Annotated in this window: 22 protein-coding genes; 10 read left to right on the forward strand and 12 right to left on the reverse strand. The window is 66.0% G+C overall.

Annotated elements, in window-relative coordinates:
* Positions 1-14 precede the first annotated feature (14 nt).
* The 5 genes from IEY58_RS09080 to IEY58_RS09100 all read right to left on the reverse strand — a co-directional run bounded on the left by IEY58_RS09080 (position 15) and on the right by IEY58_RS09100 (position 3684).
* Positions 15-638, reverse strand: a complete 624-nt coding sequence (locus IEY58_RS09080; RefSeq protein WP_189044830.1) for a hypothetical protein — start codon at positions 636-638, stop codon at positions 15-17.
* A 229-nt stretch (positions 639-867) separates the two neighbouring features.
* On the reverse strand, positions 868-1080 hold the full coding sequence (locus IEY58_RS09085; RefSeq protein ID WP_189044832.1) for a hypothetical protein: 213 nt from the start codon (positions 1078-1080) through the stop codon (positions 868-870).
* Positions 1081-1199: 119 nt separating this feature from the next.
* The gene (locus IEY58_RS09090) at positions 1200-1628 is read right to left on the reverse strand and encodes a DoxX family protein (RefSeq protein ID WP_189044834.1); all 429 of its coding nucleotides are present in this window, start codon (positions 1626-1628) and stop codon (positions 1200-1202) included.
* A gap of 127 nt (positions 1629-1755) precedes the next feature.
* Positions 1756-2961: an acyl-CoA dehydrogenase family protein gene (locus tag IEY58_RS09095; protein WP_189044836.1), complete on the reverse strand. Its 1206-nt coding sequence runs from the start codon at positions 2959-2961 to the stop codon at positions 1756-1758.
* 18 nt (positions 2962-2979) lie between these two features.
* Positions 2980-3684 carry a histidine phosphatase family protein gene (locus IEY58_RS09100; RefSeq protein ID WP_189044838.1) on the reverse strand — a complete coding sequence of 235 codons (705 nt, stop codon included), beginning with the start codon at positions 3682-3684 and terminating at the stop codon, positions 2980-2982.
* A gap of 87 nt (positions 3685-3771) precedes the next feature.
* Between IEY58_RS09100 and IEY58_RS09105 the strand changes: the two genes are divergently transcribed.
* From IEY58_RS09105 to IEY58_RS09115, 3 genes are all read left to right on the forward strand, one after another.
* On the forward strand, positions 3772-4695 hold the full coding sequence (locus IEY58_RS09105) for a LysR family transcriptional regulator (RefSeq protein ID WP_189044840.1): 924 nt from the start codon (positions 3772-3774) through the stop codon (positions 4693-4695).
* A gap of 100 nt (positions 4696-4795) precedes the next feature.
* Complete coding sequence (locus IEY58_RS09110; protein WP_189044842.1) at positions 4796-5689, forward strand: DnaJ C-terminal domain-containing protein; 894 nt, start codon at positions 4796-4798, stop codon at positions 5687-5689.
* Positions 5686-6015 (forward strand): chaperone modulator CbpM, encoded by a 330-nt coding sequence (locus tag IEY58_RS09115; protein WP_189044844.1) that lies wholly within the window; start codon positions 5686-5688, stop codon positions 6013-6015. The genes IEY58_RS09110 and IEY58_RS09115 overlap by 4 nt, the downstream gene beginning before the upstream one ends.
* Before the next feature lie 58 nt (positions 6016-6073).
* On the opposite strand, the gene IEY58_RS09120 is transcribed toward IEY58_RS09115, so the two are convergent.
* A complete protein-coding gene (locus IEY58_RS09120) occupies positions 6074-7651 on the reverse strand; it encodes a DegQ family serine endoprotease (RefSeq protein ID WP_189044846.1) in 1578 nt (525 codons plus the stop codon).
* A gap of 479 nt (positions 7652-8130) precedes the next feature.
* Here IEY58_RS09120 and IEY58_RS09125 point away from each other — a divergent pair, with 479 nt between their 5' ends.
* The 4 genes from IEY58_RS09125 to IEY58_RS09140 all read left to right on the forward strand — a co-directional run bounded on the left by IEY58_RS09125 (position 8131) and on the right by IEY58_RS09140 (position 10706).
* Positions 8131-8361 carry an RNA-binding protein gene (locus tag IEY58_RS09125; protein WP_189044848.1) on the forward strand — a complete coding sequence of 77 codons (231 nt, stop codon included), beginning with the start codon at positions 8131-8133 and terminating at the stop codon, positions 8359-8361.
* Positions 8362-8453: 92 nt separating this feature from the next.
* Entirely contained in the window at positions 8454-9479 is a 1026-nt protein-coding gene (locus IEY58_RS09130) for a P63C domain-containing protein (RefSeq protein ID WP_189044850.1), read from the forward strand.
* Positions 9480-9615: 136 nt separating this feature from the next.
* On the forward strand, positions 9616-10497 hold the full coding sequence (locus tag IEY58_RS09135; RefSeq protein ID WP_229743636.1) for an IS1 family transposase: 882 nt from the start codon (positions 9616-9618) through the stop codon (positions 10495-10497).
* Positions 10494-10706, forward strand: a complete 213-nt coding sequence (locus IEY58_RS09140; RefSeq protein ID WP_189044854.1) for a hypothetical protein — start codon at positions 10494-10496, stop codon at positions 10704-10706. The genes IEY58_RS09135 and IEY58_RS09140 overlap by 4 nt, the downstream gene beginning before the upstream one ends.
* 155 nt (positions 10707-10861) lie before the next feature.
* Here the strand turns inward: IEY58_RS09140 and IEY58_RS09145 are convergent, their stop codons facing one another.
* The 3 genes from IEY58_RS09145 to IEY58_RS09155 form a co-directional block, all read right to left on the reverse strand.
* Positions 10862-13642 carry an ATP-binding protein gene (locus IEY58_RS09145; protein ID WP_189044856.1) on the reverse strand — a complete coding sequence of 927 codons (2781 nt, stop codon included), beginning with the start codon at positions 13640-13642 and terminating at the stop codon, positions 10862-10864.
* Between the two features lie 192 nt (positions 13643-13834).
* Positions 13835-14086 carry a hypothetical protein gene (locus IEY58_RS09150; RefSeq protein WP_189044858.1) on the reverse strand — a complete coding sequence of 84 codons (252 nt, stop codon included), beginning with the start codon at positions 14084-14086 and terminating at the stop codon, positions 13835-13837.
* A 116-nt stretch (positions 14087-14202) separates the two neighbouring features.
* Positions 14203-14841 (reverse strand): Crp/Fnr family transcriptional regulator, encoded by a 639-nt coding sequence (locus tag IEY58_RS09155; protein WP_229743598.1) that lies wholly within the window; start codon positions 14839-14841, stop codon positions 14203-14205.
* 228 nt (positions 14842-15069) lie between these two features.
* Between IEY58_RS09155 and IEY58_RS09160 the strand changes: the two genes are divergently transcribed.
* The 3 genes from IEY58_RS09160 (at position 15070) to IEY58_RS09170 (ending at position 19483) form a co-directional block, all read left to right on the forward strand.
* Complete coding sequence (locus IEY58_RS09160; RefSeq protein WP_189044862.1) at positions 15070-15471, forward strand: hypothetical protein; 402 nt, start codon at positions 15070-15072, stop codon at positions 15469-15471.
* 91 nt (positions 15472-15562) lie between these two features.
* Positions 15563-16741 carry an E22 family MetX-like putative esterase gene (locus IEY58_RS09165; RefSeq protein WP_229743599.1) on the forward strand — a complete coding sequence of 393 codons (1179 nt, stop codon included), beginning with the start codon at positions 15563-15565 and terminating at the stop codon, positions 16739-16741.
* 180 nt (positions 16742-16921) lie between these two features.
* On the forward strand, positions 16922-19483 hold the full coding sequence (locus IEY58_RS09170) for a valine--tRNA ligase (RefSeq protein ID WP_189044866.1): 2562 nt from the start codon (positions 16922-16924) through the stop codon (positions 19481-19483).
* Positions 19484-19664: 181 nt separating this feature from the next.
* Here the strand turns inward: IEY58_RS09170 and IEY58_RS09175 are convergent, their stop codons facing one another.
* The 3 genes from IEY58_RS09175 to IEY58_RS09185 are packed head-to-tail and all read right to left on the reverse strand — an operon-like array spanning position 19665 to position 21500.
* Positions 19665-20435 (reverse strand): enoyl-CoA hydratase/isomerase family protein, encoded by a 771-nt coding sequence (locus tag IEY58_RS09175; RefSeq protein ID WP_189044868.1) that lies wholly within the window; start codon positions 20433-20435, stop codon positions 19665-19667.
* A complete protein-coding gene (locus tag IEY58_RS09180) occupies positions 20435-20959 on the reverse strand; it encodes a hypothetical protein (protein WP_189044870.1) in 525 nt (174 codons plus the stop codon). Before IEY58_RS09180 ends, IEY58_RS09175 begins: the two co-directional genes overlap by 1 nt.
* Before the next feature lie 13 nt (positions 20960-20972).
* Positions 20973-21500 carry a hypothetical protein gene (locus IEY58_RS09185; protein WP_189044871.1) on the reverse strand — a complete coding sequence of 176 codons (528 nt, stop codon included), beginning with the start codon at positions 21498-21500 and terminating at the stop codon, positions 20973-20975.
* Positions 21501-21578 lie beyond the last annotated feature (78 nt).

Below are 21578 nucleotides of genomic sequence, written 5' to 3' on the forward strand. Positions count from 1 at the left end.
TTCGCGACTGCCCTTCATTTTCTTCCATGCTGAAAGAGGTGATCACACTCCTTGGCAGCGCCGAACAAGGTGTGATTTTCTTGTTCCGCACACGAATCTACGCACCGGCCCAACTCGAGAGCATCTCCGGAGCTGACACATTTGGATTGGCAGCGGCTTTCTGCGTTAAACAAGATATTGCCGCCCGTTTTCCCGCGATCCACGCCCTCGTTCAGGATCTTTGGATCTGGATTTTCCACATGTTGCCCGAGAGCCTCCAACAATTTACTCATCCATTCCATCTCGGACGATAGAAACAGCACCTTCGCTGAAAGGTACAAGGCAGATACTTCGAGTTCGTTGATTTTAGCGGTCCGATTGACAGCGCCAGGCCCGCTCTGTTGCGCTTGAAGTGCTTTGACCAGCTGACTGTTTGCGACGAATAGGTCTTTGAACTTCAATCCGCGCGCCATCGCCTGGCCGAGGCAATATGAAGACACCCAGATTGCGCCATCATTACTGCCAGCGGGGGCCTTGGCCGGCTCGTCGGCCGCGCTTGCACTGGACACGAAAACAAGAGCGAGAAGTGCGAAAGGCGCGAATGCTGTCGGCAGTGCTTTTGAGCACTTGAAAGTTCCCGCGCTAGACCGCGTGTCCATCAATCGTCTCCCGAGAGACAATGTTCAACAGCGACACCTCAGGACGAAAGCCTGGCTTGTCGCCCTTCAATTGACCCGGGACGCGTGCGGCCCTTCTGCAGATGACGTCACTTGTGGTGATCTCGGCAAAGCGTGACGCTGATAGAGATCGGATGCCCGTCGCTCGAGCGCATGGGTTGCCCCACGCTGCTACAATCGGCGGGCCGCCCCAGGGCCGCCGGCCCGGATGTCAGAGAGTGTGATAGAGCGCGGTCAGACCGGCGACGATCACGCCCCAGCACATGAATGATGCGCCGAAGATCGCGACGACGGCTCGTCGATCGATAAACGCTTGATCTGAGTCAAAGTCTTCGGAGACCGACCAGGCGACCGCTTTCGCCCGAGGTGCCTTTGCACCGACTTGGAGTGGCCGCTTCTCGACGGCAAAGATGCTTTCGAACATGCGAGTTCTCCCGACCCGTGGGTATTATGTTAATCGGCGATCGGGCGCGGCGTTTCACAATTTTCGCGGCATAGCTCGGCGATCCGCTTGTGCTCGGCTACGGGTTATGAAACCCAGCCCTAGAGAAACCGGCGCAGCGGCATCAAGGCCCGCAGTGCCGGCGTGCGCAGCCAGAGCCCACCCCAGGCAAGCGCGCCCAGATAGACGCCGAACAGCGTGTGGCTGAACAACGGATCGTCCAGGCGGAGGTGGCTCGCGATCGCGCCGCCCATGATGCCGGTCAGCAGGATGGCGCCCAGCACCGACGTCCGCGGGATCAGGTAGAGCAGCGTAACGACGGCTTCGAGCGCGCCGATGCCGCGGGCGAGCGTGTCGGGATAGCCGAGCGCCGCGAAGGACTCGGTGACCGGCGCGATCTTGATGAGCTTGATCGTGCTGTCGAAGGCCATGAACAGCACGACGAGGCCGCTCATGACGCGGCCGGTCCAGCGGAGTGCCGCCGGCGCGTCAGGAACGGCGTGGGGCAGGGCGGCGGTTTGATCGACCATGGGGGCTTCCTCCTTGAAGGCGACGCCGTCCCGTCGATGGCGTCTTTACCTTCAAGGACGAAGCTCCGGTGAGGCCGCCGACGACCCCGCGAAAATTTTTTCGCCGGATCGTTCGGTTCGCGGCGGCTCAGTTGTACTGCTTCAGCTCCAGCCGGCCGATCTGGTTGCGGTGGACTTCGTCCGGGCCGTCGGCAAGGCGCAGCGTGCGCGCCGCGGCATAGGCCTTGGCCAGGCCGAAATCGTCCGACACGCCGCCGCCGCCATGGGCCTGGATCGCCCAGTCGATCACCTGGCACGCCATGTTGGGGGCAGCGACCTTGATCATGGCGATCTCCTTCGCCGCCGCCTTGTTGCCGACCGTGTCCATCATATGCGCGGCGTTCAGCACCAGGAGGCGCGTCTGGTCGATCATGATGCGCGCATTGGCGATGCGCTCGAGCGTTACCGTCTGGTCCGCCACCGGCCGGCCGAAGGCGACGCGGCTCTTCGTCCGTTGGCACATTTTCTCGAGCGCACGCTCGGCCTGGCCGATGAGGCGCATGCAATGATGGATGCGGCCGGGGCCCAGGCGGCCCTGGGCGATCTCGAAGCCACGGCCCTCGCCCAGCAGCATGTTCGACGCCGGCACGCGCACGTTCTGGAACAGCACCTCGCCATGGCCGTGCGGCGCATCGTCATAGCCGAACACCGGCAGGTGGCGCAGCACCGTGACGCCGGGCGTCTCGCGCGGCACGATGATCATCGACTGCTGGCGATGCCGGTCCGGATGGTCCGGGTCGGTCTTGCCCATGAAGATGAACAGCTTGCAGCGCGGATCGTTGGCGCCCGACGACCACCATTTGCGGCCGTTGATCACATAGTCGTCGCCGTCGCGCCGGATGGCGCTTTCGATGTTGGTCGCATCCGACGAGGCGACCGCCGGCTCGGTCATGGCAAAGCAAGAGCGGATCCGACCCTCCAGCAGCGGCGCCAGCCAGTCGCGCTTCTGCGCCTCGGTGCCGTAGCGGACCAGCACCTCCATGTTGCCGGTGTCGGGTGCGGAGCAGTTGAACACCTCCGGCGCCCAGAGCACGCGGCCCATCGTCTCGCACAACGGGGCATATTCGAGGTTGGTGAGGCCGGCACCCAGGTCGGAATCGGGCAGGAAGAGGTTCCAGAGCCCGGCCGCGCGCGCCTTTCCCTTCAGTTCTTCGATGAGTGGCACCGGCTGCCAACGATCGCCGTCGGCGACTTCCCGCGCGTAGCGCTCCTCGTTCGGATAGACATGGGCCTCCATGAATGCACCGAGGCGGGCCAGCAGCTCGCGCGTCTTGGGGTTCGGGTCGAAGCTCATGGGGGCGTTCCTTCCGGATTAGCGATAGGTGAGGAGGGTGGCGTCACCGGCCCATTCGAAATGGCCGTGGCCGTTGAGCGTCGCGAGGCCCAGGCGGCCCGGGCGATAGAGGAGCTTGGTGACGCCGCCGTTGACGAGCGACCAGTTGAGCTCGGCCGCGCGCGCCGGCGGCAGGTCCAGGATATGCTGGCACACGGCGGCGATCGGCCCGCCTGACGTGAAGACGATGACGCGGCGCGAGGGGCCGGCGGCGGCGATCAAGGCCTCGAGTGCGCCCAGGCAACGCGCGCGGAATGCATCCCAGGCTTCGCGGTACTCGGCATCGTGCCGGCCACTCATCCAGCGCGCCATGGCGGCCGCGAACATCGCCTGGAAGGCGCTGCGCGACGGTGCGTTTTCGGCGAGCCAGCGGCCGAGCCCGGCCAGATCGCCGGCCTCGGGATGGGCGCGCAGCAGCATCTCGCGATGGTCGTATTCGTCGAAGCCGCGCTCGACGATCCAGTCGGCCGGCGCGGGTGATCCCGGGTTCTCGCTGGCCCAAGCCTCTGCCGTCTGGCGATGGCGCTTGAGGCCGCCCAGCGCCACCAGATCGAAGCGTTGGGCGACCGTGGCATGCCAGCGGCCGAGCACGCGGCCCTGCTCATGACCCACGGGCGAGAGTTCATCATAGTCCGCGGCACCGAACGAGGCCTGCCCGTGCCGCACCAGATGAATCTCGCCCATGGCGCGTTTCCTCCCGCGATCTTGCCGCGAGGATAGGACTGGGCCTACGATCGATCAAATGCATGTTTTTGATGGAAATCCATCAACATGGTTCATGTTCCGCGCCTCGATCTCAACCTGTTCATCGTGTTCGACGCGATCTATGCCGAGGGTGGTGTGACCCGGGCGGCCGAGAAGCTGCATTTGACCCAGCCGGCGATCAGCCACGCGCTCGGTCGGCTGCGCCAGATGTTCGACGACCCGCTGTTCGTGCGCCAGGGCCATGCCATGATCCCGACGCCGGTCGCGCGCAGCATCGTCGATCCGGTGCGCCGGGCGCTCCGCCAGCTCGAGGCGACGGTGACGGAGACCGGCCGGTTCGATCCGGCCGAAGCGCACAAGCAGGTGGCGCTAGGCGTGCATGAGAGCCTGGAGGCGACGGTGCTGCCGGCCGTGATGCAGCGCCTGGTCGAGGCGGCGCCGCTCATCGACGTGACGGTGCAGCCAATCGATCGGCGCCGGCTCGAGGGGCTGCTTGCCGACGGCACGTTCGACCTGGCGCTCGACGTGTTCCTGCCGCTGTCGGGCGACGTCATGCACCGGCGGGTGGCGCAGGACCGGCTGGTCGTGGTCGCCCGGCGCGACCATCCGGCGATCGGCCCGACGCTCGATCTCGCAACCTATCTCGAGCTGGCGCACGTGCTGGTAACCTCGCGCCGGCGCAGCGCCGGGGCGGTTGATGCGGCGCTCGCACGCCTGGGCCTGAAGCGGCGCATCCGGCTGCGCGGCCAATATTATTTCGCAGCCTGCCGGGTCGTCGCGGAGACCGATCTGCTCTTGACCATGCCGGAATATGACGCGCGCCTGTGCAGCCGGCAGTTCGGCAACCGGATCCTGCCGCTGCCGTTCGAGATGCCGCCGATCGACGTGCATCTCTATTGGCATGCGTCGACCGACCGCGACCCGGCCAACCAATGGCTGCGCGAGGAGCTCGTGCGCGCCTTTGCGGCGGCGCCGTTCGGCGAGCGATGAGGGGTGCGCCGGATTGGGCTCGGTCGGACGAAGATGCTAGAACAGGGCGCGACGGGCAGAGCGCATTCATCGGGCAGCGGAAGAGCGAGGTCGTGTTCCCATGAAGGATCCATACAAGGTGCTGGGCCTGGAGCGCGATGCGAGCGATTCCGCGATCCAGAAGGCCTATCGCAAGCTGGCGAAGCTCCATCACCCGGACCTCAACCCGGGCAAGCCTGAGGCGGAAGCGAAGTTCAAGGAGATCTCGGCCGCCTATGCCCTGCTGTCCGATCCGGAAAAGCGCGGCCGGTTCGACCGCGGTGAAATCGATGCCGAAGGGGTGGAGCAGGCCCCGCGCCACTTCTACCGTGACTTTGCCGAGCAGGCCGGCAGCGGCAAGTACCAGTCAGGCCCGAGCTTCAGCGAAGAGGATCTGGAAAGCCTGCTGCGCAACGTCTTCGGCCAGCGCGCGCACGGTGGGGTTCCGCGCCGCGGCGCCGATACCCACTACACGCTCTCGGCCAGCTTCCTCGATGCGGCCAAGGGTGCCGTCCGGCGCCTGACCTTGCCGGATGGCGCGGCACTCGACGTCACCATTCCGGCCGGTCTCAAGGACGGCCAGGTCCTACGCCTCAAGGGCAAGGGAGCGCCCGGCACGTCGGGTGGGTCCGCCGGCGATGCGCTTATCGAAGTGAGCGTGGCCTCGCATCGGTTCTTCCGGCGCGAAGGCAACGATATCATCGTCGAGCTGCCGGTGACCATGCAGGAGGCCGTGGCCGGCGCCAAGGTGCGCGCACCGACGATCGACGGGCCGGTCAATCTCACCATCGCGCCGCATTCCAGCGGCGGCACGCGGCTCCGGCTCAAGGGCCGCGGCATCGCGGGCGGCCATCAGTATGTCGAGCTGAAGATCGTCGTGCCCACGGGCGAGGAGCCGGAACTCGAAGCCTTCCTTGCAACCTGGCAGCCGCGCCATCCGTTCGATCCGCGAGCGGGCATGGAGGAGATCCGATGATGAAGCTCGAAGCGATCGTCGCCCGGTTTCCGGACCTGGAAGTGGCCGAGCTCACCGCCTGGGTCGAACTCGGCTGGGTCCGGCCGGCCCGGGAAGCGGCAGACTGGCAGTTCGACGGTGTCGACCAGGCCCGCGTCGGCTTGATCTACGATCTCCGGCGGCGCCTCGGCGTGCAGGAAGACACGGTGCCGATGGTCCTCTCGCTGCTCGACCAGGTCTATGCGCTCCGCGCGACCTTGAAGGCGGTCGGCGCCGCGATCGATCGGCAGCCGGCCGAGGTGCGCGATGCGGTCCGCGCCGCGCTCACCGAGGCCGATGCGCCATGATCGATCCGGCGGGCGACGGAGAGGGGCATCAGCCCCGCCCGTCGCCGCCGAAGATTGATCAGCCGGCGTCCGGCGTCCCGTCCGGAGTCTGGGACATCGCAATGAAGCTCTCGGCCCCGTGCCGATCGATCAGCAGCAGGATCGGCTTCTTAGGAGTCTTCTCGGCCTCGGCGAGGAGCGCCTTCGCGTCCTCGGGTCCCTTGACCGACTGGCCGTCGACCCGCTCGATCACGTCGCCGCCCTCGAGCCCGACGCTGTCGGCGGCACTGCCGTTCTCGACATGGGTGATGACGGCGCCCTTGGTATCGCGGCCAAGATGCAGGCGACTGCGCAGCGCCGAATTGAGCGACGTGAGCCTCATGCCGAGCGTGGCGTGGTCGGTGCCGTCTTCGTCGCGACGGTCGGCCGAGGCGACCTTCGCCTCGTCGAGATGGCCGACGGTCGCTTCGAGCTCGACCGGCTTGCCGTGGCGCAGCACGGTCAGGCGGACGGTCGTCCCGGCCGATGTCTCGGCAATGAGGCGCGGCAGGTCGCGCGTCTTGTCGATCGACTGGCCGTTCACCTGGCGGATGACGTCGCCAACTTCAACGCCCGCCTTCGCTGCGGGGCCGCCGGACTTGACCGAGGCGACGAGCGCGCCCTGGGGCCCGTCCTTGTCGATGCCGATCGCCGCCGCCAGGTCCGGCGTCACCTGCTGGATCTCGACGCCCAGATAGCCGCGGTCGACATGGCCCTTGGCCTTGATCTGGTCGATCACCGCCTTGGCCGTGTCGGACGGGATGTCGAACGCAATGCCGACATTGCCGCCGTTGGGCGAATAGATCGCGGTATTGATGCCGACGACATGGCCATCGAGATCGAAGGTCGGGCCGCCGGAGTTGCCGCGATTGACCGCCGCGTCGATCTGCAGGTAGTCGACATAGCTCGAGCTGTCGAGCGAGCGGCTCTTGGCCGAGATGATGCCCTTGGTCACGGTGCCGCCGAGCCCGAACGGATTGCCGACGGCCAGGACCCAGTCGCCGATCCGCTCCTTGCCGCTGTCACCCCACTGCACGTAGGGCAGCGGCTTCGGCGCATCGATCTTGAGCAGCGCCAGGTCGGTCTTGGCGTCCTTGCCGACGATCTTGGCGCGGTGCTCGCTGCCATCCTGGAACACGACCGTGACCTTGGCCGCATCGCCGACCACATGGTTGTTGGTCACGACATAGCCGGCCGGATCGATGATGAAGCCGGAGCCGAGCGCCATCACCTGGGGCCGTGGACCGGGCGCCATGCGGCCCGGCTGCTGTTCGAAGAAATGCCGCAGCATGTCGTCGAACGGCGTGCCGCCCGGGAAACCGGGGAGTTGCTGGTCGTCCGGGGCGGCGTCCTCTTCATCGGCGACGGGCGCCGCATCGCTCTTCTCGACCACCGAGATATTGACGACGGCGGGCAGCACCTTGTCGACTTCGGGCGCGAAGCTCGGCAGGGGCTGCTGCTGGGTGGGCGCGGCACTCTCGGGCGCACTCCCTTCAGGTGCGCCTTGGGCAAGCGCCAGCGAAACAGGTCCGGCGGCGAGCGCGCTCGACAGGGCCAGCAGCAGGGCGATGCGGGTCTTCCGGCGCCGTGGCTGCGGAGCGGGATCGATATCCATCATCAGGGTCCTCGAAAATCTGGTGTGCCGGCCGGAGGCTTTCGCCTTCGGTCATCCGCCACCAGATTTCGGCAGGCGAGATTACGATAGCCCGTTCCCGGCATTAACAATGTGTAATGCGCCGTGCAGCAGGCCCAGAACCGAAGGCGGGCCTTGCGTATCGGTACTTCGGAGATGCGGCGACGAGTTGCCGCATCTCCGAAAGCGAGGTCAGACAAGGGTAGTGTCTCAGTTTGAAATCTGCCGCCGTTGACCGATCTGTCGCCAGGTGCCCCGCGACGCCATATGCTTAGCGGAAAGCATAGGAGCGGAAGGCATGCGATACGAGGTCGTCATATCGACCCCCAGGGAGACTCAAAGAGTTCCGGGCTCGCCCACATTCGCCACGCAGGCAGATGCTGAGGCATGGGCGCAAGAGAAGTTCCCGTTCGTAACGGCCGGCCTCGAAGCGATCATCGTGCGGGCCGTACAGGAGCAGGGGAATGCCTAAGGGACCCCAAGGCCAGAAGCGCCCCGGCGACGTGATCGGCGCCGCCATCATGGTCGGCAAGATCGCCACAGGCGAGATCACCGAGTCGCAAGAGGACGACGGCAAGGACCCGGCCGCGAAAGCGCTCGGCAAGAAGGGCGGAGCTGCTCGGGCAGCAAGCATGACGCCAGAGCAAAGGTCTGAGATTGCTAGGAAAGCCGCCGCGAGACGGTGGGGAAAATAGCAAGCATATGGGCGACATGATGTGGCGAATGCTTGCAAAGCGCCGCTGAGCAAGCATATTGTGATGCTTCTCAGCAAGCACGAGTGCATCCCATGGCCGATTCTGCAGAAACGCCTCAAAGCAAAGGCGGCAAAGCGCGCGCCGAGCGGTTGTCATCTGATGATCGCAGGCGAATTGCGTCTGAGGCGGCGCAAGCGCGTTGGTCTGCCGCCGCCGAACTACCGGAAGCGAAATACACGGGCGTCCTGACGCTCGGCTCTGCGTCACTGCCTTGCGCGGTGCTGAGCGATGGTCGGCGCGTCGTCTCGGAAAACGGGATAACGAACGCCATCCTGGGATCGCGTAGCGGGGCCTCGAAACGGATGAAGAAGGCTTCCGCGGAAGGCGGGGCCCCAATCCCCCTTTTTATTGCCCCAGAGCGCCTTAAGCCCTTCATAACACAGGAAATGTTGGATGGGCCCCTAAGGCCCGTCGCCTACCGCGAAGGCCGCAGCACTCTGACTGGTTATGACCCCGTCGTGCTGCGGGTAGTCTGTGAAATTTGGCTGAAAGCGCGGGCAGAGAAAAAGCTGCAGGATCAGCAACTCGATAAGGCGCAGAAGGCAGAGCTTCTGATGCGGGCTCTGGCCGACGTCGGCCTGATCGCACTTGTCGATGAAGCGACAGGCTATCAGAAGATCAGGGCTCGTGACGAGCTGCAGCGAGTGTTGGCCGCATACATTGCTCCGGAACTTCTGCCTTGGGCCAAGCGGTTTCCGGATGCCTTCTACGAACATCTTCACCGCGTGCGCGGCTGGAAATACGAACCGGGCAGCAATGCTCGGACCGCTTACATTGGAAAACTGACGAATGAGCTAATCTACCAACAGCTTCCGAACGGCGTTCTAGATGAATTGAAGCAGAAGAACCCGAGAGATCCAGAAACAAAGCGGCGAAAACATACACATCATGAGTTCTTAACGGCAGATATAGGGCATCCTCATCTTGAAAGACAGATTGTTTCTGTGACAACCTTGTTATCAGTGTCTGATGATTGGACAGAATTCGCCAAGCTATTCTGTAAGAAGTTCCCACCTGGACCTGGCGACCTTTTCGCACTAAAGCCGCCTGACAAATAAGCGACGCATACCATAGGGCATCGCCCACCTAGGCATTCAGACGCCACTATGATGCGAGCGTAAGTGCGCCCGCACATGCTCGCGACGGAGCGCAATTATGCTTTACGCTAAGCATAAAAGTTCATATCATATGGACATGAACAAGCTCCCGCTCGCTAAGCGCACCCAGATCCTCGCCATGCTGTGCGAAGGCTCATCCATGCGGTCGATCTCCCGCGTGGTGGACGTGTCCATCAACACGGTAAGCAAGATCCTCGTAGAAGCGGGCGAGGCGTACTTAGCGCTACATGACGAGACGGTGCGTGACGTGAAGGCGAGCCGTATCCAGTGCGATGAAATCTGGTCGTTCTGCTATGCCAAGGAACGGACCCTACCGACCGCCAAGGCGGCGACTGACGGCGCGGGCGACGTCTGGACCTGGACCGCGATCGACGCCGACACCAAGCTAATCGTCTCATACTTCGTCGGCGATCGGTCGGGGCAGTCGGCAATCGCCCTGATGGACGATCTGTGCTCGCGCCTGCGCAACCGGGTCCAACTCACCACAGACGGCCACCGCGCCTATCTGGAAGCGGTTGAGGGTGCGTTCGGCGGCGATGTGGACTACGCCCAACTCGTGAAGCTGTATGGCGAGGTCCCGCAGTCGTTCAAGGGCCGCTACAGCCCGGCCGAGTGCCTGGGCGCCAAGAAGTATCGGGTCGAAGGCGAGCCCGATCTGGCGCACGTCTCGACCAGCTACGTCGAGCGCCAGAACCTCACCATGCGGATGTCGATGCGTCGGTTCACCCGCCTGACCAAAGCGTTCTCGAAGAAGCTCGACAACCACATTCACGCGCTGGCGCTCTACTTCGCCTTCTACAACTTCTGCCGGGTCCATAAGTCACTGCGGGTCTCGCCCGCGATGGCGGCGGGCGTGAGCGATCGGCTATGGTCCATGGAAGATATCGTGGCGCTGATCGACGCGCGGGCCGAGCCCGTGAAGAGACCGAGGACTTACCGGAAGGAGGCAATGAAATGAGACGCCTGATCGGAGCCTCGTTTCTTTTCATCGGCATTGTCCCGATTAGCGCCCTACTCTTGCTGTATTTCCTCTGGGCGCGGCACATGTACACTGTTGGCATTTCTCCAGACACACGAACCGAATTGATCCTGATGGTCGTTGCGGATCTCGCTTGCCTCGGATCTGGCACCTACCTCCTGGCCCGCTCTCGAAAAACTTCAAACTGAGACACTACCCAGACAAGGGCGAGGTGGATGCTGCGGAATTCGTCCTTCATCATCGGCTGTTCGGTGCAGGCGACCGACGGCCTGTCAGCCATTACGGTCTGCCGACCGACTGGATCTGAACGGCTGTGGTCCTGCGCCGGGGATGGATACAGGGATTAGAGGCTGAGCGCTTCGTCGATGGCGCGGCGCGGGTCGAGGGCGGCGCCCTCCGCCAGCAGCCGGTCGAGCTCGTCCGGCTCGAGGGCCGCCTTGAGCTGGGCGGTCAGCCGATCGAAGCCCAGCTGTTCGGTTGGCTCGCGCCGCGTGCCCTCGCGGCGATAATGGGCGTCGCTGAATCCCAGGAGGCGGGCGGCCTTCTCGAGGTCGCTCAGCACGGCGCCGGCGACCGCCAGATGCTCGATGCTGATCACGACCAGGAACTTCGACTGGGTCTCCTGCGCACGGATCAGCGCTTCGCGGGCGGCCGCGCGCGCCTCGATCGGATCGTCGACTGCCAGCAGGTAGGCCGCGAGATTGGCAAGACCGTTGGCGAGGCGATGGACGCGCCGCTCGGCCCGGCAATAGTCGATATAGGCGCGGCACTGCGCGATGGCGTTTGCGTATTCGCCGAGCGCGAACTCGGTTTCGGCGAGATTGCAGCGCGCGCTGAAGATGCCGACCGAATCGCCATGCGCCTCGGCGTGGCTGAGCGCCTCGGCATAGAGCGCCTTGGCCGCCGGCACTTCGTTCGCGAACAGTTTCAGGTGGCCCAGCGAATTGGCGCAGCGGCCGCGCAGCTTCCCGGCACCTGCCGCGGTCAGCAGGTCATACGCCTCGCGCAGCTCGCGCTCGGCCTCCTCGTGCCGGCTGAACCGCATGATCGCGTTGCCAGCGACGGTCAGCGCGTCGCCGAGGCCGACCCGGTCATCCGTCCGACGGAACAGCGCCACGGCCTCCTCGGCGAGCGGCAGCCGCTTGGCGTCGTCGCGATAGGGGGCGAGGCGCGCGCGGGCGAGCAGCAGGCGGGCGCGCAGGTGGTCGGGTATCGCTTCAGGCGTGCCCGCCAGCTCGAGCCAACGGCGCCCTTCGTGCTGGAGCGCCGTCTCGGTCCAGAGCAGCGGCGAGGCGGCGGCGAGCTCGAGCCCGATCGACCGGCCGATGCGGCCGCCGAGCGCGGCATCGAGGGCAGCGCGGATATTGTCGAGATGCGGCTCGATCGCGGCGAGCCAGGGCTCCGTCGCGACATCCTTCCAGTTCGCTTCCGCGTCGGTCATCCGCGCCAGATAATAGCGGGCATGACGCGTCTGCGCCTCGATCCGCTCGCCCTCGGCCTCCAGCCGGTCGAGCGCGTAAGCGCGCATGGTTTCTAGCAGATGGAAGCGGCGCTCCCGGCCTGCTTTGCCGGCCACGATCAGCGATTTGTCGACGAGCGCGCCGATGAGATCGAGCGCCTGCCAGGAGGACGCGCCAGCGCCTTCCAGCACCCATGCCGCGGCATCGATCGTCCAGGCGCCGGCGAAGACGCCCATGTGGCGGAACGCACGCCGCTCCTCGGCGGAGAGCAGCCCGTAGCTCCAGTCCATCGTCGCCTGCAGCGTGCGCTGCCGGGCCGGCAGCCCGCGACCGTCGCTGCCGGCGATGCGGAAGCGCTCGGTGAGGCCGCTCGCGACCTCGGCGACGCTCATGACCGACAGCCGGGCCGCGGCCAGCTCCAGCGCCAAGGGAATGCCATCCAGCCGCCGGCAGATCTCGGCGACGGCGCCGACCGTTGTCGCGTCGACGGTGAAATCCCGGTCGACGGCGCGCGCCCGGTCGGCGAACAGGCTGAGGGCCGCCCAGCGATCTGCCGCCGTCTCGTCCAATTCCTCGTCGCCGGGCGGCACGGCCAGGCTTTCAACACGGAACAGGCTCTCGCCGATCAGGCCCAGCCGTTCCCGGCTGGTCGCGAGCAGCCGGACTTCCGGGCAGCGTCTGAGCAGGGTCTCGGCGAATTCGGCCATGGCGGCCGCCAGATGCTCGCAATTGTCGAGGATGATGAGCGTGCGGCGGCGCTGCAGGGTTACCAGCACCGTCTCGAGCGGCGGGGCGTTGCCGTCGGTCGCGATGCCGAACAGCTTGGCGATGACGTTCGGCAGCAGGCTCGCGTCATTGAGCGCGGCGAACTCGGCGAGCCAGATGCCGTCGGGGAAGCTCTCCTGCATCTCGGCGCCCAGCTGGATGGCGAGGCGGGTCTTGCCGATGCCGCCCGGGCCGACCAGGGTCACGAGCCGGTTGCGCTCGAGTAGCGGCCGGAGTTCGGTCAGCGCCTGTTCGCGCCCGACGAGCGGCGTCAGCTGAGACGGCAGGTTGTGGAGCGCACGGCTGAGCGAACGGAGCGGGCTGAAGCCCGTCGGCAGGTCCGGGGCGGATACCTGGTAGATCCAGGCCGGCTCGATCAGGTCGCGCAACTGGTGCGGCCCGAGGTCGATCAGCTGGACGTCCGGGTGCAGCCAGCCGCCCAACGCGTCACGCGCCGCATCCGATATCAAGATCTGCTCGCCGTATCCGACCTCGATGAGCCGGGCGAGGCGGTGCAGCGTTGGGCCGAAGAAATCGCCGTCGCGCGGCTCGACCGGGCCGCAATGCAGCGCCATCCGGACCTTGAGGCCGCCGATGTCGGTCCAGTCCTCGGCGACGAGCGCGCGCTGGGCGTCTATGGCGGCGACCAGCGCCTGCCGCATGGTCGGGAAGACCACGCCCAGGCCGTCGCCACGCGACTTGAACACCTGGCCGCCGTGGAGGGCCACCGCCGCGCGCAGGATCGCGTCGTGCCGGCGCATCGCGGCGCGCATGGCCTCGGGTGCCAGTTCCCAGCGACGGGTGCTGCCTTCGATGTCGGTGTAAAGAAAGGCAGCACCGACGCTGTCCGGCCGAACCTCGGGCCCCGGGGCGGTATGTGACGCGGTGGAAAACGGCATGCTCATCTCGTACGCGGACCCCCGGCCGACGGGAAGATCCATTCGGTACAGGCGGCTCCCGATGGAGCATAGAGCAAAGCCCCCGGGCTCGACACTATCTTGCCGGGCAGGGGGCAGCAGCAAGGATCGAACAAGGCGTCGGGCGCGGCGGGGCATGGAAGGTGCCGCCCGCTCGCGCCCAACACGCCGGGTTCAGTTGTTGTTCAGCTTGTCGGACACGTCGACCGCGTTCGGCCTGAGACCGTCAGACACATCGACGGCATTCGGCCTCAGGCCATCGGACACGTCGACGGCATTCGGCCGGAGACCATCGGACACGTCGACCGCGTCCGGCTGTATATCATCGGACACGTCAACGGCATCGGGACGAATGCCATCGGACTCATCGGCCACCTTCGGCTTCGGATCCTGGGGGTGGGGAGCGGCGCTGTGCTTGGACGACATGTTGACCTCCGCTAACGCAAAAGAGCTTCGACGACGGTGCCCGGCGGAACCGCTGCGGCGACTATCCGGGAGAGACACCCCCCATGCGTGTGACGCAACTCACAGTCGGGTGGCCGTCACACCTCGGCGGCGATCTCGCGCAGGGCCTCGAGATCGTCGAGCAGGATCATGCCGTCGCGCAGCGTCAAAACACCGTCTTTCTGCCAGCGCGAGAGCTGCTTGTTGATGCTCTCACGCGACAGGCCGACCAGATTGCCGATCTCCCGCTGCGACTGCCGGATGATCGGGGTCCGTTCGCGCGGCCGATCTTCCGTGGCGCCGGCCAGGACCAGGAGCTTCTTCGCGAGCCGGCTCGGCAGGTTCAGGAACAGGAGATCCTCGACCTGTTCCGTCGTGCGCCGGAGACGCTGGCACACCACGCGCAGCAGCCGGATCGCGACCTGGGGATGGGCGTTGAGGAACGGCAGGAAGTCGCGCCGATGAATGACCAGCAGGGTGCAGTTCGTAGACGCGGTTGCATCCGCGGTCCGGTCGGAGCCGTCGAGCAGTGCCACCTCGCCGAACACCTCGCCCTCGCGCATTACGGCCAGCACGATCTCGCGCCCATCGGCCGCCGGCGCGCTGATCTTCACCTCGCCGGTCACCACCGCCATCATGCTCTCGCCCGGCGCGCCCTTGTGGAAGATCGGCGCTTTCGCACGGACCTCCTCGATCCGGGCGACCGCAATCAACTGATCGAGTTCGTCAGTCGACAACTCCCGAAACAGTTCATGATTGCGGAGAATCCTGGCCCTCAGGGCAGGGGGGCAAGACATTCGCACTCCTTGGTCGCGATGATTGCACCGAATGTACGGTTTCTCCCAATACCTCACTTATAGAGGAACTGGTGGAAAAAGGCGCCAGGAGTTGTGACCCGGCTCACATTACCTGGCGTCGCCACCGTTCTAACATCGCCCGCAAGAGTTACAAGCAGGAGCGAAGAAATGATCCAAAGGTCAATCGATGCGCCCGCGCCAACGCTCGATGCCCGCTGGATCATAGCGCTCTGGGTCGCACTTCACGGCACCGGTGCCCTGTCGACCGCGGGAGGCGAGCTGGTGCTGGCGGCGGATGCGGCATGTGCGGCAGCCGGCAATGCGATCCTGGCGCTCGCGACCCAGCTCGACGGCGAGACCGCCCGGGCGATCCGTGCAGCACTTCGGAAGGTGCCCGGCGTCACCGCCGGCTCGACCGAAAGCGTGAGCGATGCGCAGGTCGAGGACGCGCTGAAGCGGCTCGGTATCCGCCTGTTCGACGACGCGGGCGCCAACCGCCCGCCGACATGTGGCATGGCGGTCGCCGGGTTCGGCAAGATCACCTGGACCGACGGGAGCGCCGCCAGCTAGGGCGCCGCCAGCCGGGCTGCAGCCCGCGGTTGCCCGCCGGCGGATAGGCAGGCATCCTTCTCCTCAACGATAAATTGGGGGGATGTCGGACATGCGTCACGGGCTTATGGCACTCGGCCTTGCGGCCACCGTTGCTGGACCGGCTGGGGCCTACGATGGCCTGGTCGAAAAGCAGAGCTTCACCTATCCCGGCGCCTTCACGACCGTCGGCGGCGCCACGATCGCCCAAGTCAAGGTCGGTTACGAGACGCTCGGCAAGCTCGACGCGGCCGGCAGCAATGCGATCCTGATCCCGCATTTCTTTTCCGGCACCTCGCATTTCGCCGGCCGCTACAAGGCAGACGACAAGGCGCCCGGCTATTGGGATGCGCTCGTCGGGCCGGGCAAGCCGCTCGACACCGACAAGTATTTCCTCATCAGCGTCGACAGCCTGTGCAACATTAACGTGAAAGACGGCATCGCGGTCACGACCGGCCCGGCCTCGATCGACCCAGGCACCGGCAAGCCCTACGGCTCGCATTTTCCCGAGGTGCAGATCCGCGACTTCGTGACGGTGCAGAAGGCGCTGCTCGACAAGCTTGGCGTCAAGAAACTGCATGCCGTCATGGGCGCCTCCATGGGCTCGATGCAGAGCTATGAATGGGCGGCGTCATACCCGTCGATGGTCGAGCGATTGATCGCGGTCATCCCGTCGGCCCAGGCCGACGCCTACACGATCGAGCGGGTGCGCCACTGGGGCGACATCGTCAAGCTCGACCCGAACTGGAAGCACGGTGACTATTACGGCGGGCCGGAGCCGCTCGACGGCCTGACCATGGCTTTCAAGGTGCTTTCGCTCGACACGCTTGCGCCTGAATGGGGGGCGGCCCAGTTCGGGCGCAAATGGGCCGATCCGGCCAAGGACCCGGCCAAATCGCCGGACAATCTCTATGCGGTTGAAACGGGGGCCGATGCCGCGGCGCTGTCGCGCGCCAAGGCGGCCGACGCCGGCAACTTCGTGTGCCTGGTCCGCGCGAACGAGCTCTTCACGGTCGGCGGCAAGGACGATCTGGCCGAAGGCTTGAAGACGGTCAAGGCCAAGACCCTGCTGCTGCCGTCGCACAACGACCACCTGCTGTTCGCCGACGCGACACGCCATGTCCGCGACTTGCTGGATGCGCAGGGGACCAAGGTCGAGTACCACGAGCTCGACGGTCCTCTGGGCCATGTGAACGGCGTCGTCGGCATGGGCCAGGCGGCCGCGATCGTGCAGAAGTTCCTGGCGGAGTAGGGGGCGGCATCACTTCAGTCCGCCACGGCCGCCTTGTGCCCGCGTGACGCATCTGGAATGGAGCAAGGATCGGGCCAAGGCCCCGCGCGGGGCGCATGGCCGCCTTCCGGGCCTAGGCAGGGGCACGCGTTCGCGGCATGATGCGCGCCCCAAAAGATGGGCCGGGTAGAGGGCTGGTTGATGTCGACGGAAGCACCGAAGCAGTATGATTTTGCCGCCACGGAAAAGAAGTGGCGCGAGGCTTGGCTCGCGTCCGGCACCTATGCCTGGGACCCGTCCGTGCCGCGCGATGCCAGCTACGTCGTCGACACGCCGCCGCCGACCGTGTCGGGCTTCCTCCATATCGGCCATGTCTACAGCTACACGCAGACCGACCTGATCGCGCGCTTCCAGCGGATGGCCGGCAAGAACGTGTTCTATCCCATGGGGTTCGACGACAACGGCCTGCCGACCGAGCGGCTGGTCGAGAAGCGCCGGAACATCCGCGCCACCGACATGAGCCGTGAGGAATTCATCCGCATCTGCCACGAGGAGGTGCAGGAGGCCGAGCAGGATTTCCGCAACCTGTTCCGCGAGATCGGCCTGTCGGTCGACTGGAACCTCGAATACCAGACGATCAGCCCGCATTCGCGCCGCATCTCGCAGATGTCGGTGCTCGACCTCTACGGCAGGGACCATCTCTATCGCCAGATGCAGCCGACCTTGTGGGACCCGGTCGACCGCACTGCGATCGCCCAGGCCGAAGTGGTCGAGAAGGAGAGCGCCGGCACGCTCTGGCAGGTCGCGTTCGACGTCGCGGGCGGCGGCCAGCTCGAGATCGCCACGACCCGGCCGGAGCTGATGGCGGCCTGCGTCGCCCTCATGATCCATCCGGAGCACCCGCGCGCCAAGGAACTCACCGGCAAGACGATCGTGACGCCCTTGTTCCGGGTCGAGGTGCCGGTCGTGCTCGACGAGCGCGTCGATCCGGAAAAGGGCACCGGCATGGTCATGTGCTGCACCTTCGGCGACCAGGTCGACGTCGAATGGTGGCGCGAGCACAAGCTGCCGCTGCGCGTGATCCTGACCAAGGAAGGCCGGGTCGGTGACCTGTCGGGCATCGGCGGCGAGGGCTGGCCGAGCCAGGATCCGGCCAAGGCCAAGGGGGCGGCCGAGCAGCTGACGGGCCTCAAGGTCAATGCGGCGCGCGAGAAGATGGTCGAGCTCCTGACCGCCGACAATCGCGTCACGGCCGCGACACCGGTCACGCGCATGATCCCGGCGGCCGAGCGCTCGGGCGCGCCGCTCGAGCTCTTGGTCACGCCGCAGTGGTTCGTGCGCGTGCTCGACAAGAAGGAGGCGCTCATCGAGAAGGGCCGCCAGATCAACTGGTACCCGGACTACATGCGCACCCGGTTCGAGATCTGGACCGAGAACCTGAAATGGGACTGGTGCATCAGCCGCCAGCGCTATTTCGGCGTGCCGTTCCCGTTCTGGTATTCGAAGCGTGCCGGCGAGGAAGGCAAGATCATCCCGGCCCATCCGGACGACCTGCCGGTCAACCCGCTGGTCGACCTGCCGCGCGGCTACACGCGCGACGAGGTCGAGCCCGATCCGGACGTGATGGACACCTGGGCGACGAGCTCCGTTTCGCCGCAGATCAACGCCGGCGCCGTCGCCCAGCGCTACGCGGCCGATCCCGAGCGCTTCGCCAAGCTGTTTCCGGCGGACCTCCGGCCGCAGGCGCACGAGATCATTCGCACCTGGGCGTTCTACACGATCGTGAAGTCGCACCTGCACGAGGACAAGGCGCCCTGGCGCGACATGGCGATCAGCGGCTGGTGCCTGGCGCAGGACCGCTCGAAGATGTCGAAGTCCAAGGGCAACAACATCGACCCGCGCGGACTGCTTGGGCGCTATGGCGCCGACGTGGTGCGCTACTGGACCGCGACCTCGAAGCTCGGCCTCGACACGGCCTATTCGGAAGACGTGCTCAAGGTCGGCAAGCGGCTGCAGACCAAGCTGTGGAACGCGGCGCGCTTCCTCATGCTGCAGCTCGAGGGTTTTGAGGGCGAGCCCACGACGCCGGCGGCGGATGTGGCGAAGGGCCTCATCAGTGAGCCGTTCGACAAATGGGTGCTGAGCCGCCTGGGCCGTACGGTCGAGCGCGCGACCAGCCTGTTCGAGGCCTATGAATATGCCGATGCGCTCGAGACGATCGAGCGCTTCTTCTGGGCCGACCTCTGCGACAACTACCTCGAACTGGTGAAGGCGCGCTCCTACGGCGAGACCGGGTCGGAAGCAGGCAAGCTGTCGGCGCATTACACGCTGTGGCACTGCCTCGAGACCGTGCTGAGGCTCTTCGCCCCGGTCATGGCGCACCTTGCGGAGGAGCTTTACCACCAGCATTTCCCGGCGCGCGCCCAGGCCTGGGGCTCGGTCCATGCGCTGGGATCCTGGCCGAAGCTGGCGGACCAGGCGATCGACGAGGCGGCCGAGGCGCTGGGTGCGGCCGGCGTCGGCATCCTTGGCGCCGTGCGCAAGGTCAAGAGCGAGCGCAAGGTCTCGATCAAGACGCCGGTGACGAAGCTCGCGGTCGCCCCCGCGGCCGAGCCGGTCGCCGGGCTCGAGCGGCTGTTCGCCGACCTGGCCCCGACCGTGTCGGCCACCGGCATCGAGCAGGCAGGCTCGCTCTCGGGCGACACGGTCGCAACCGAGGACGGCCGGCACAACCTGGTGGTCGAGCTGGCGGTTGCGGGTTAATTCACGCGAGCTCCATTATACCCGATACCCGTCATGGCCGGGCTTGACCCGGCCATCCACGCGCTTTAGCCGCTTCGTCGGCTGATTGCGTAGAAAATTCGGCGCCTCGCTTGGCAACGGCCCCGTGGATGCCCGGGTCAAGCCCGGGGATGACGTCGAATTTTATCTTTGGAATCGACCCTCAGAACACCGGCTTGCGCTTCTCGGCGAACGCCTTGAGGCCTTCCGCAAGTTCGGCCGAGTGCTTGCTCGCCTCGTAATCCGCCTGGGCGGCGGCGCGGTCGAGCGTGCCGCGGGCGATGGCGTTCAAGGTCCGCTTCATGCCGCGGATCGCCTCGGGCGCGTTGCCGGCGAGGATGCCCGCGATGGCGTCGGTTTCGGCCGCGAGCCGGTCGGTCGGCACCAGCCGGTCGAGATAGCCGATCGCGAGCAGGTCCGCGGCCGGCACCGGCTCAGCCAGCAGGAACAGGCGCTTGGCGGCGGCGAGGCCGAGGCGGGCGACCGCGCGTTCGAGCCCGCTCGGATAATAATGGATGCCGAGCCGCCCGGCCGGCATGACCAGTTTCATGCCCTCGACGCCGATGCGGAAGTCGCACGCGAGCGCCAGGTCCGTGGCGCCGCCGTAGACGCTGCCCTGGAGGGCCGCGACTGTCGGCCGTGGGAAATCTTCGAGCCGGTCGACGACCTCATCGAAGCCGACGCTTTTGGCGCCCCCATTGGACTCATTTGGACCGAGCGCGTTCAGGTCGAAGCCCGAGCAGAAGCTGGGGCCGGTCCCGGTCAGCACCAGGACGCGCAGGTCCGGGCTCAGCGCGAGCTCGTCCAGCATCGCCATGAGCATGGCGAGGTCGGCCGGCTCCAGGCGATTGTGCAAGGCCGGACGGTTGAGCCGGATCGTCGCCCGCGCACCGTCGCGGGTCAGCACCGGCGGGCTCGGGGCGATCGCCGACATCAGCTCAACTCAAATGGCTCGGGCATTGCTGCCCGATAGCCCTCACGCTGTGGAAAGCGCACTTCGACGCGGCGGCGCGCGTTTTCAACGTCCTCGCCATAGACGAGATAGCGCCGCCCGCTGAGCCAGTCGCCGTCCTCGGCCGCGGCGCCGTCGAGCCGGATCGGCACCAGCCAGGGGCGGTGCGTCGGCTGGATGATCTGGTCGAGCACATAGACGACGCTCGGCACCCGGTTGCGCGCATCGACGAGCCGCTGACGCTTTTCCTCGAGTGCCGCTTCGAGCCGCGCCAGCTGCTGCTCCAACTGGGCGATCATCCGCTCGTCCCGGTCGATCGAGGCCTCGTTGGCCTTGGCGTCGTTGTGAGCGGTTGCGAACTGCTGGGCCAGGATTTCCGCCTGCTCCGGGATCGACCGCAGGCGGACGCGCAGATTTTCGGCCACGACCATGAGAATGATGACCGCAACGATGGCGAAGACGAGCAGTGTGCCGAACGTGCTGGCGGAGACGAGATCCTGCATCATCGAGCCTCTCGCGTCATAGGGTCTTCGTGCCGACCCGCTCGGCCGGCCGGATGGTGAAGCCATCGGCGGTGGGAAAGCGGGCAAGGGCCGCCGCGATCGCCGTCTGCAAGTTCCGGCTGCGTGCGCGCACGATGCGCGGCCGCGACCAGAGTTCGCGCTCCGGCCCCTTCGCGTCGCCGGGTTCCGACCGCCGGGTGCGCGACACGATGAATTCGAAGGTCGGCATGGCTGTATCGCTGCCGCCCAGCTCGAACACGAGGGTGTAGACCATCTGCGGCACGGTTTTGAGCTGCTTGTCGAGCTTCTTCGCCTCGCTCTCGGCGGCCGCGAGCTTGTCCGAGAGCTCGCGCTTGCGGACCTCGAGCTCGCCCACCTTGCCCTTCGCCTCGACGCGGGCTTTGCGGGCGTCCGTCACCGCCTTCTTCGAATCGGTCAGGCCATGGCGCTCCTCGGCCGCGCGAATGAGCGGGCCGCGCAACGCGAGGCAAGCGACGATCCCGAGCACGGAGAAGGTCAGTATGGCGATCAGCAGGATCGACATGCGCGCAAGATGTCTCGTTGTCGTATGGTTGGTTCTGTCATGGCCCAGCGATGGCGCCAGCGTCAATGGTTTGAGAAA

It is taken from the genome of Aliidongia dinghuensis (assembly GCF_014643535.1).
Lineage (GTDB): Bacteria > Pseudomonadota > Alphaproteobacteria > ATCC43930 > CGMCC-115725 > Aliidongia > Aliidongia dinghuensis.

Excerpts from the sequence above, each read along its gene's own strand:
- IEY58_RS09080 (WP_189044830.1), bottom strand. The coding sequence starts at position 638 with ATGGACACGCGGTCTAGCGCGGGAACTTTCAAGTGCTCAAAAGCACTG.
- IEY58_RS09085 (WP_189044832.1), bottom strand. The coding sequence starts at position 1,080 with ATGTTCGAAAGCATCTTTGCCGTCGAGAAGCGGCCACTCCAAGTCGGT.
- IEY58_RS09090 (WP_189044834.1), bottom strand. The coding sequence starts at position 1,628 with ATGGTCGATCAAACCGCCGCCCTGCCCCACGCCGTTCCTGACGCGCCG.
- IEY58_RS09095 (WP_189044836.1), bottom strand. The coding sequence starts at position 2,961 with ATGAGCTTCGACCCGAACCCCAAGACGCGCGAGCTGCTGGCCCGCCTC.
- IEY58_RS09100 (WP_189044838.1), bottom strand. The coding sequence starts at position 3,684 with ATGGGCGAGATTCATCTGGTGCGGCACGGGCAGGCCTCGTTCGGTGCC.
- IEY58_RS09105 (WP_189044840.1), top strand. The coding sequence starts at position 3,772 with ATGGTTCATGTTCCGCGCCTCGATCTCAACCTGTTCATCGTGTTCGAC.
- IEY58_RS09110 (WP_189044842.1), top strand. The coding sequence starts at position 4,796 with ATGAAGGATCCATACAAGGTGCTGGGCCTGGAGCGCGATGCGAGCGAT.
- IEY58_RS09115 (WP_189044844.1), top strand. The coding sequence starts at position 5,686 with ATGATGAAGCTCGAAGCGATCGTCGCCCGGTTTCCGGACCTGGAAGTG.
- IEY58_RS09120 (WP_189044846.1), bottom strand. The coding sequence starts at position 7,651 with ATGATGGATATCGATCCCGCTCCGCAGCCACGGCGCCGGAAGACCCGC.
- IEY58_RS09125 (WP_189044848.1), top strand. The coding sequence starts at position 8,131 with ATGCCTAAGGGACCCCAAGGCCAGAAGCGCCCCGGCGACGTGATCGGC.
- IEY58_RS09130 (WP_189044850.1), top strand. The coding sequence starts at position 8,454 with ATGGCCGATTCTGCAGAAACGCCTCAAAGCAAAGGCGGCAAAGCGCGC.
- IEY58_RS09135 (WP_229743636.1), top strand. The coding sequence starts at position 9,616 with ATGAACAAGCTCCCGCTCGCTAAGCGCACCCAGATCCTCGCCATGCTG.
- IEY58_RS09140 (WP_189044854.1), top strand. The coding sequence starts at position 10,494 with ATGAGACGCCTGATCGGAGCCTCGTTTCTTTTCATCGGCATTGTCCCG.
- IEY58_RS09145 (WP_189044856.1), bottom strand. The coding sequence starts at position 13,642 with ATGCCGTTTTCCACCGCGTCACATACCGCCCCGGGGCCCGAGGTTCGG.
- IEY58_RS09150 (WP_189044858.1), bottom strand. The coding sequence starts at position 14,086 with ATGTCGTCCAAGCACAGCGCCGCTCCCCACCCCCAGGATCCGAAGCCG.
- IEY58_RS09160 (WP_189044862.1), top strand. The coding sequence starts at position 15,070 with ATGATCCAAAGGTCAATCGATGCGCCCGCGCCAACGCTCGATGCCCGC.
- IEY58_RS09165 (WP_229743599.1), top strand. The coding sequence starts at position 15,563 with ATGCGTCACGGGCTTATGGCACTCGGCCTTGCGGCCACCGTTGCTGGA.
- IEY58_RS09170 (WP_189044866.1), top strand. The coding sequence starts at position 16,922 with ATGTCGACGGAAGCACCGAAGCAGTATGATTTTGCCGCCACGGAAAAG.
- IEY58_RS09175 (WP_189044868.1), bottom strand. The coding sequence starts at position 20,435 with ATGTCGGCGATCGCCCCGAGCCCGCCGGTGCTGACCCGCGACGGTGCG.
- IEY58_RS09180 (WP_189044870.1), bottom strand. The coding sequence starts at position 20,959 with ATGATGCAGGATCTCGTCTCCGCCAGCACGTTCGGCACACTGCTCGTC.
- IEY58_RS09185 (WP_189044871.1), bottom strand. The coding sequence starts at position 21,500 with ATGTCGATCCTGCTGATCGCCATACTGACCTTCTCCGTGCTCGGGATC.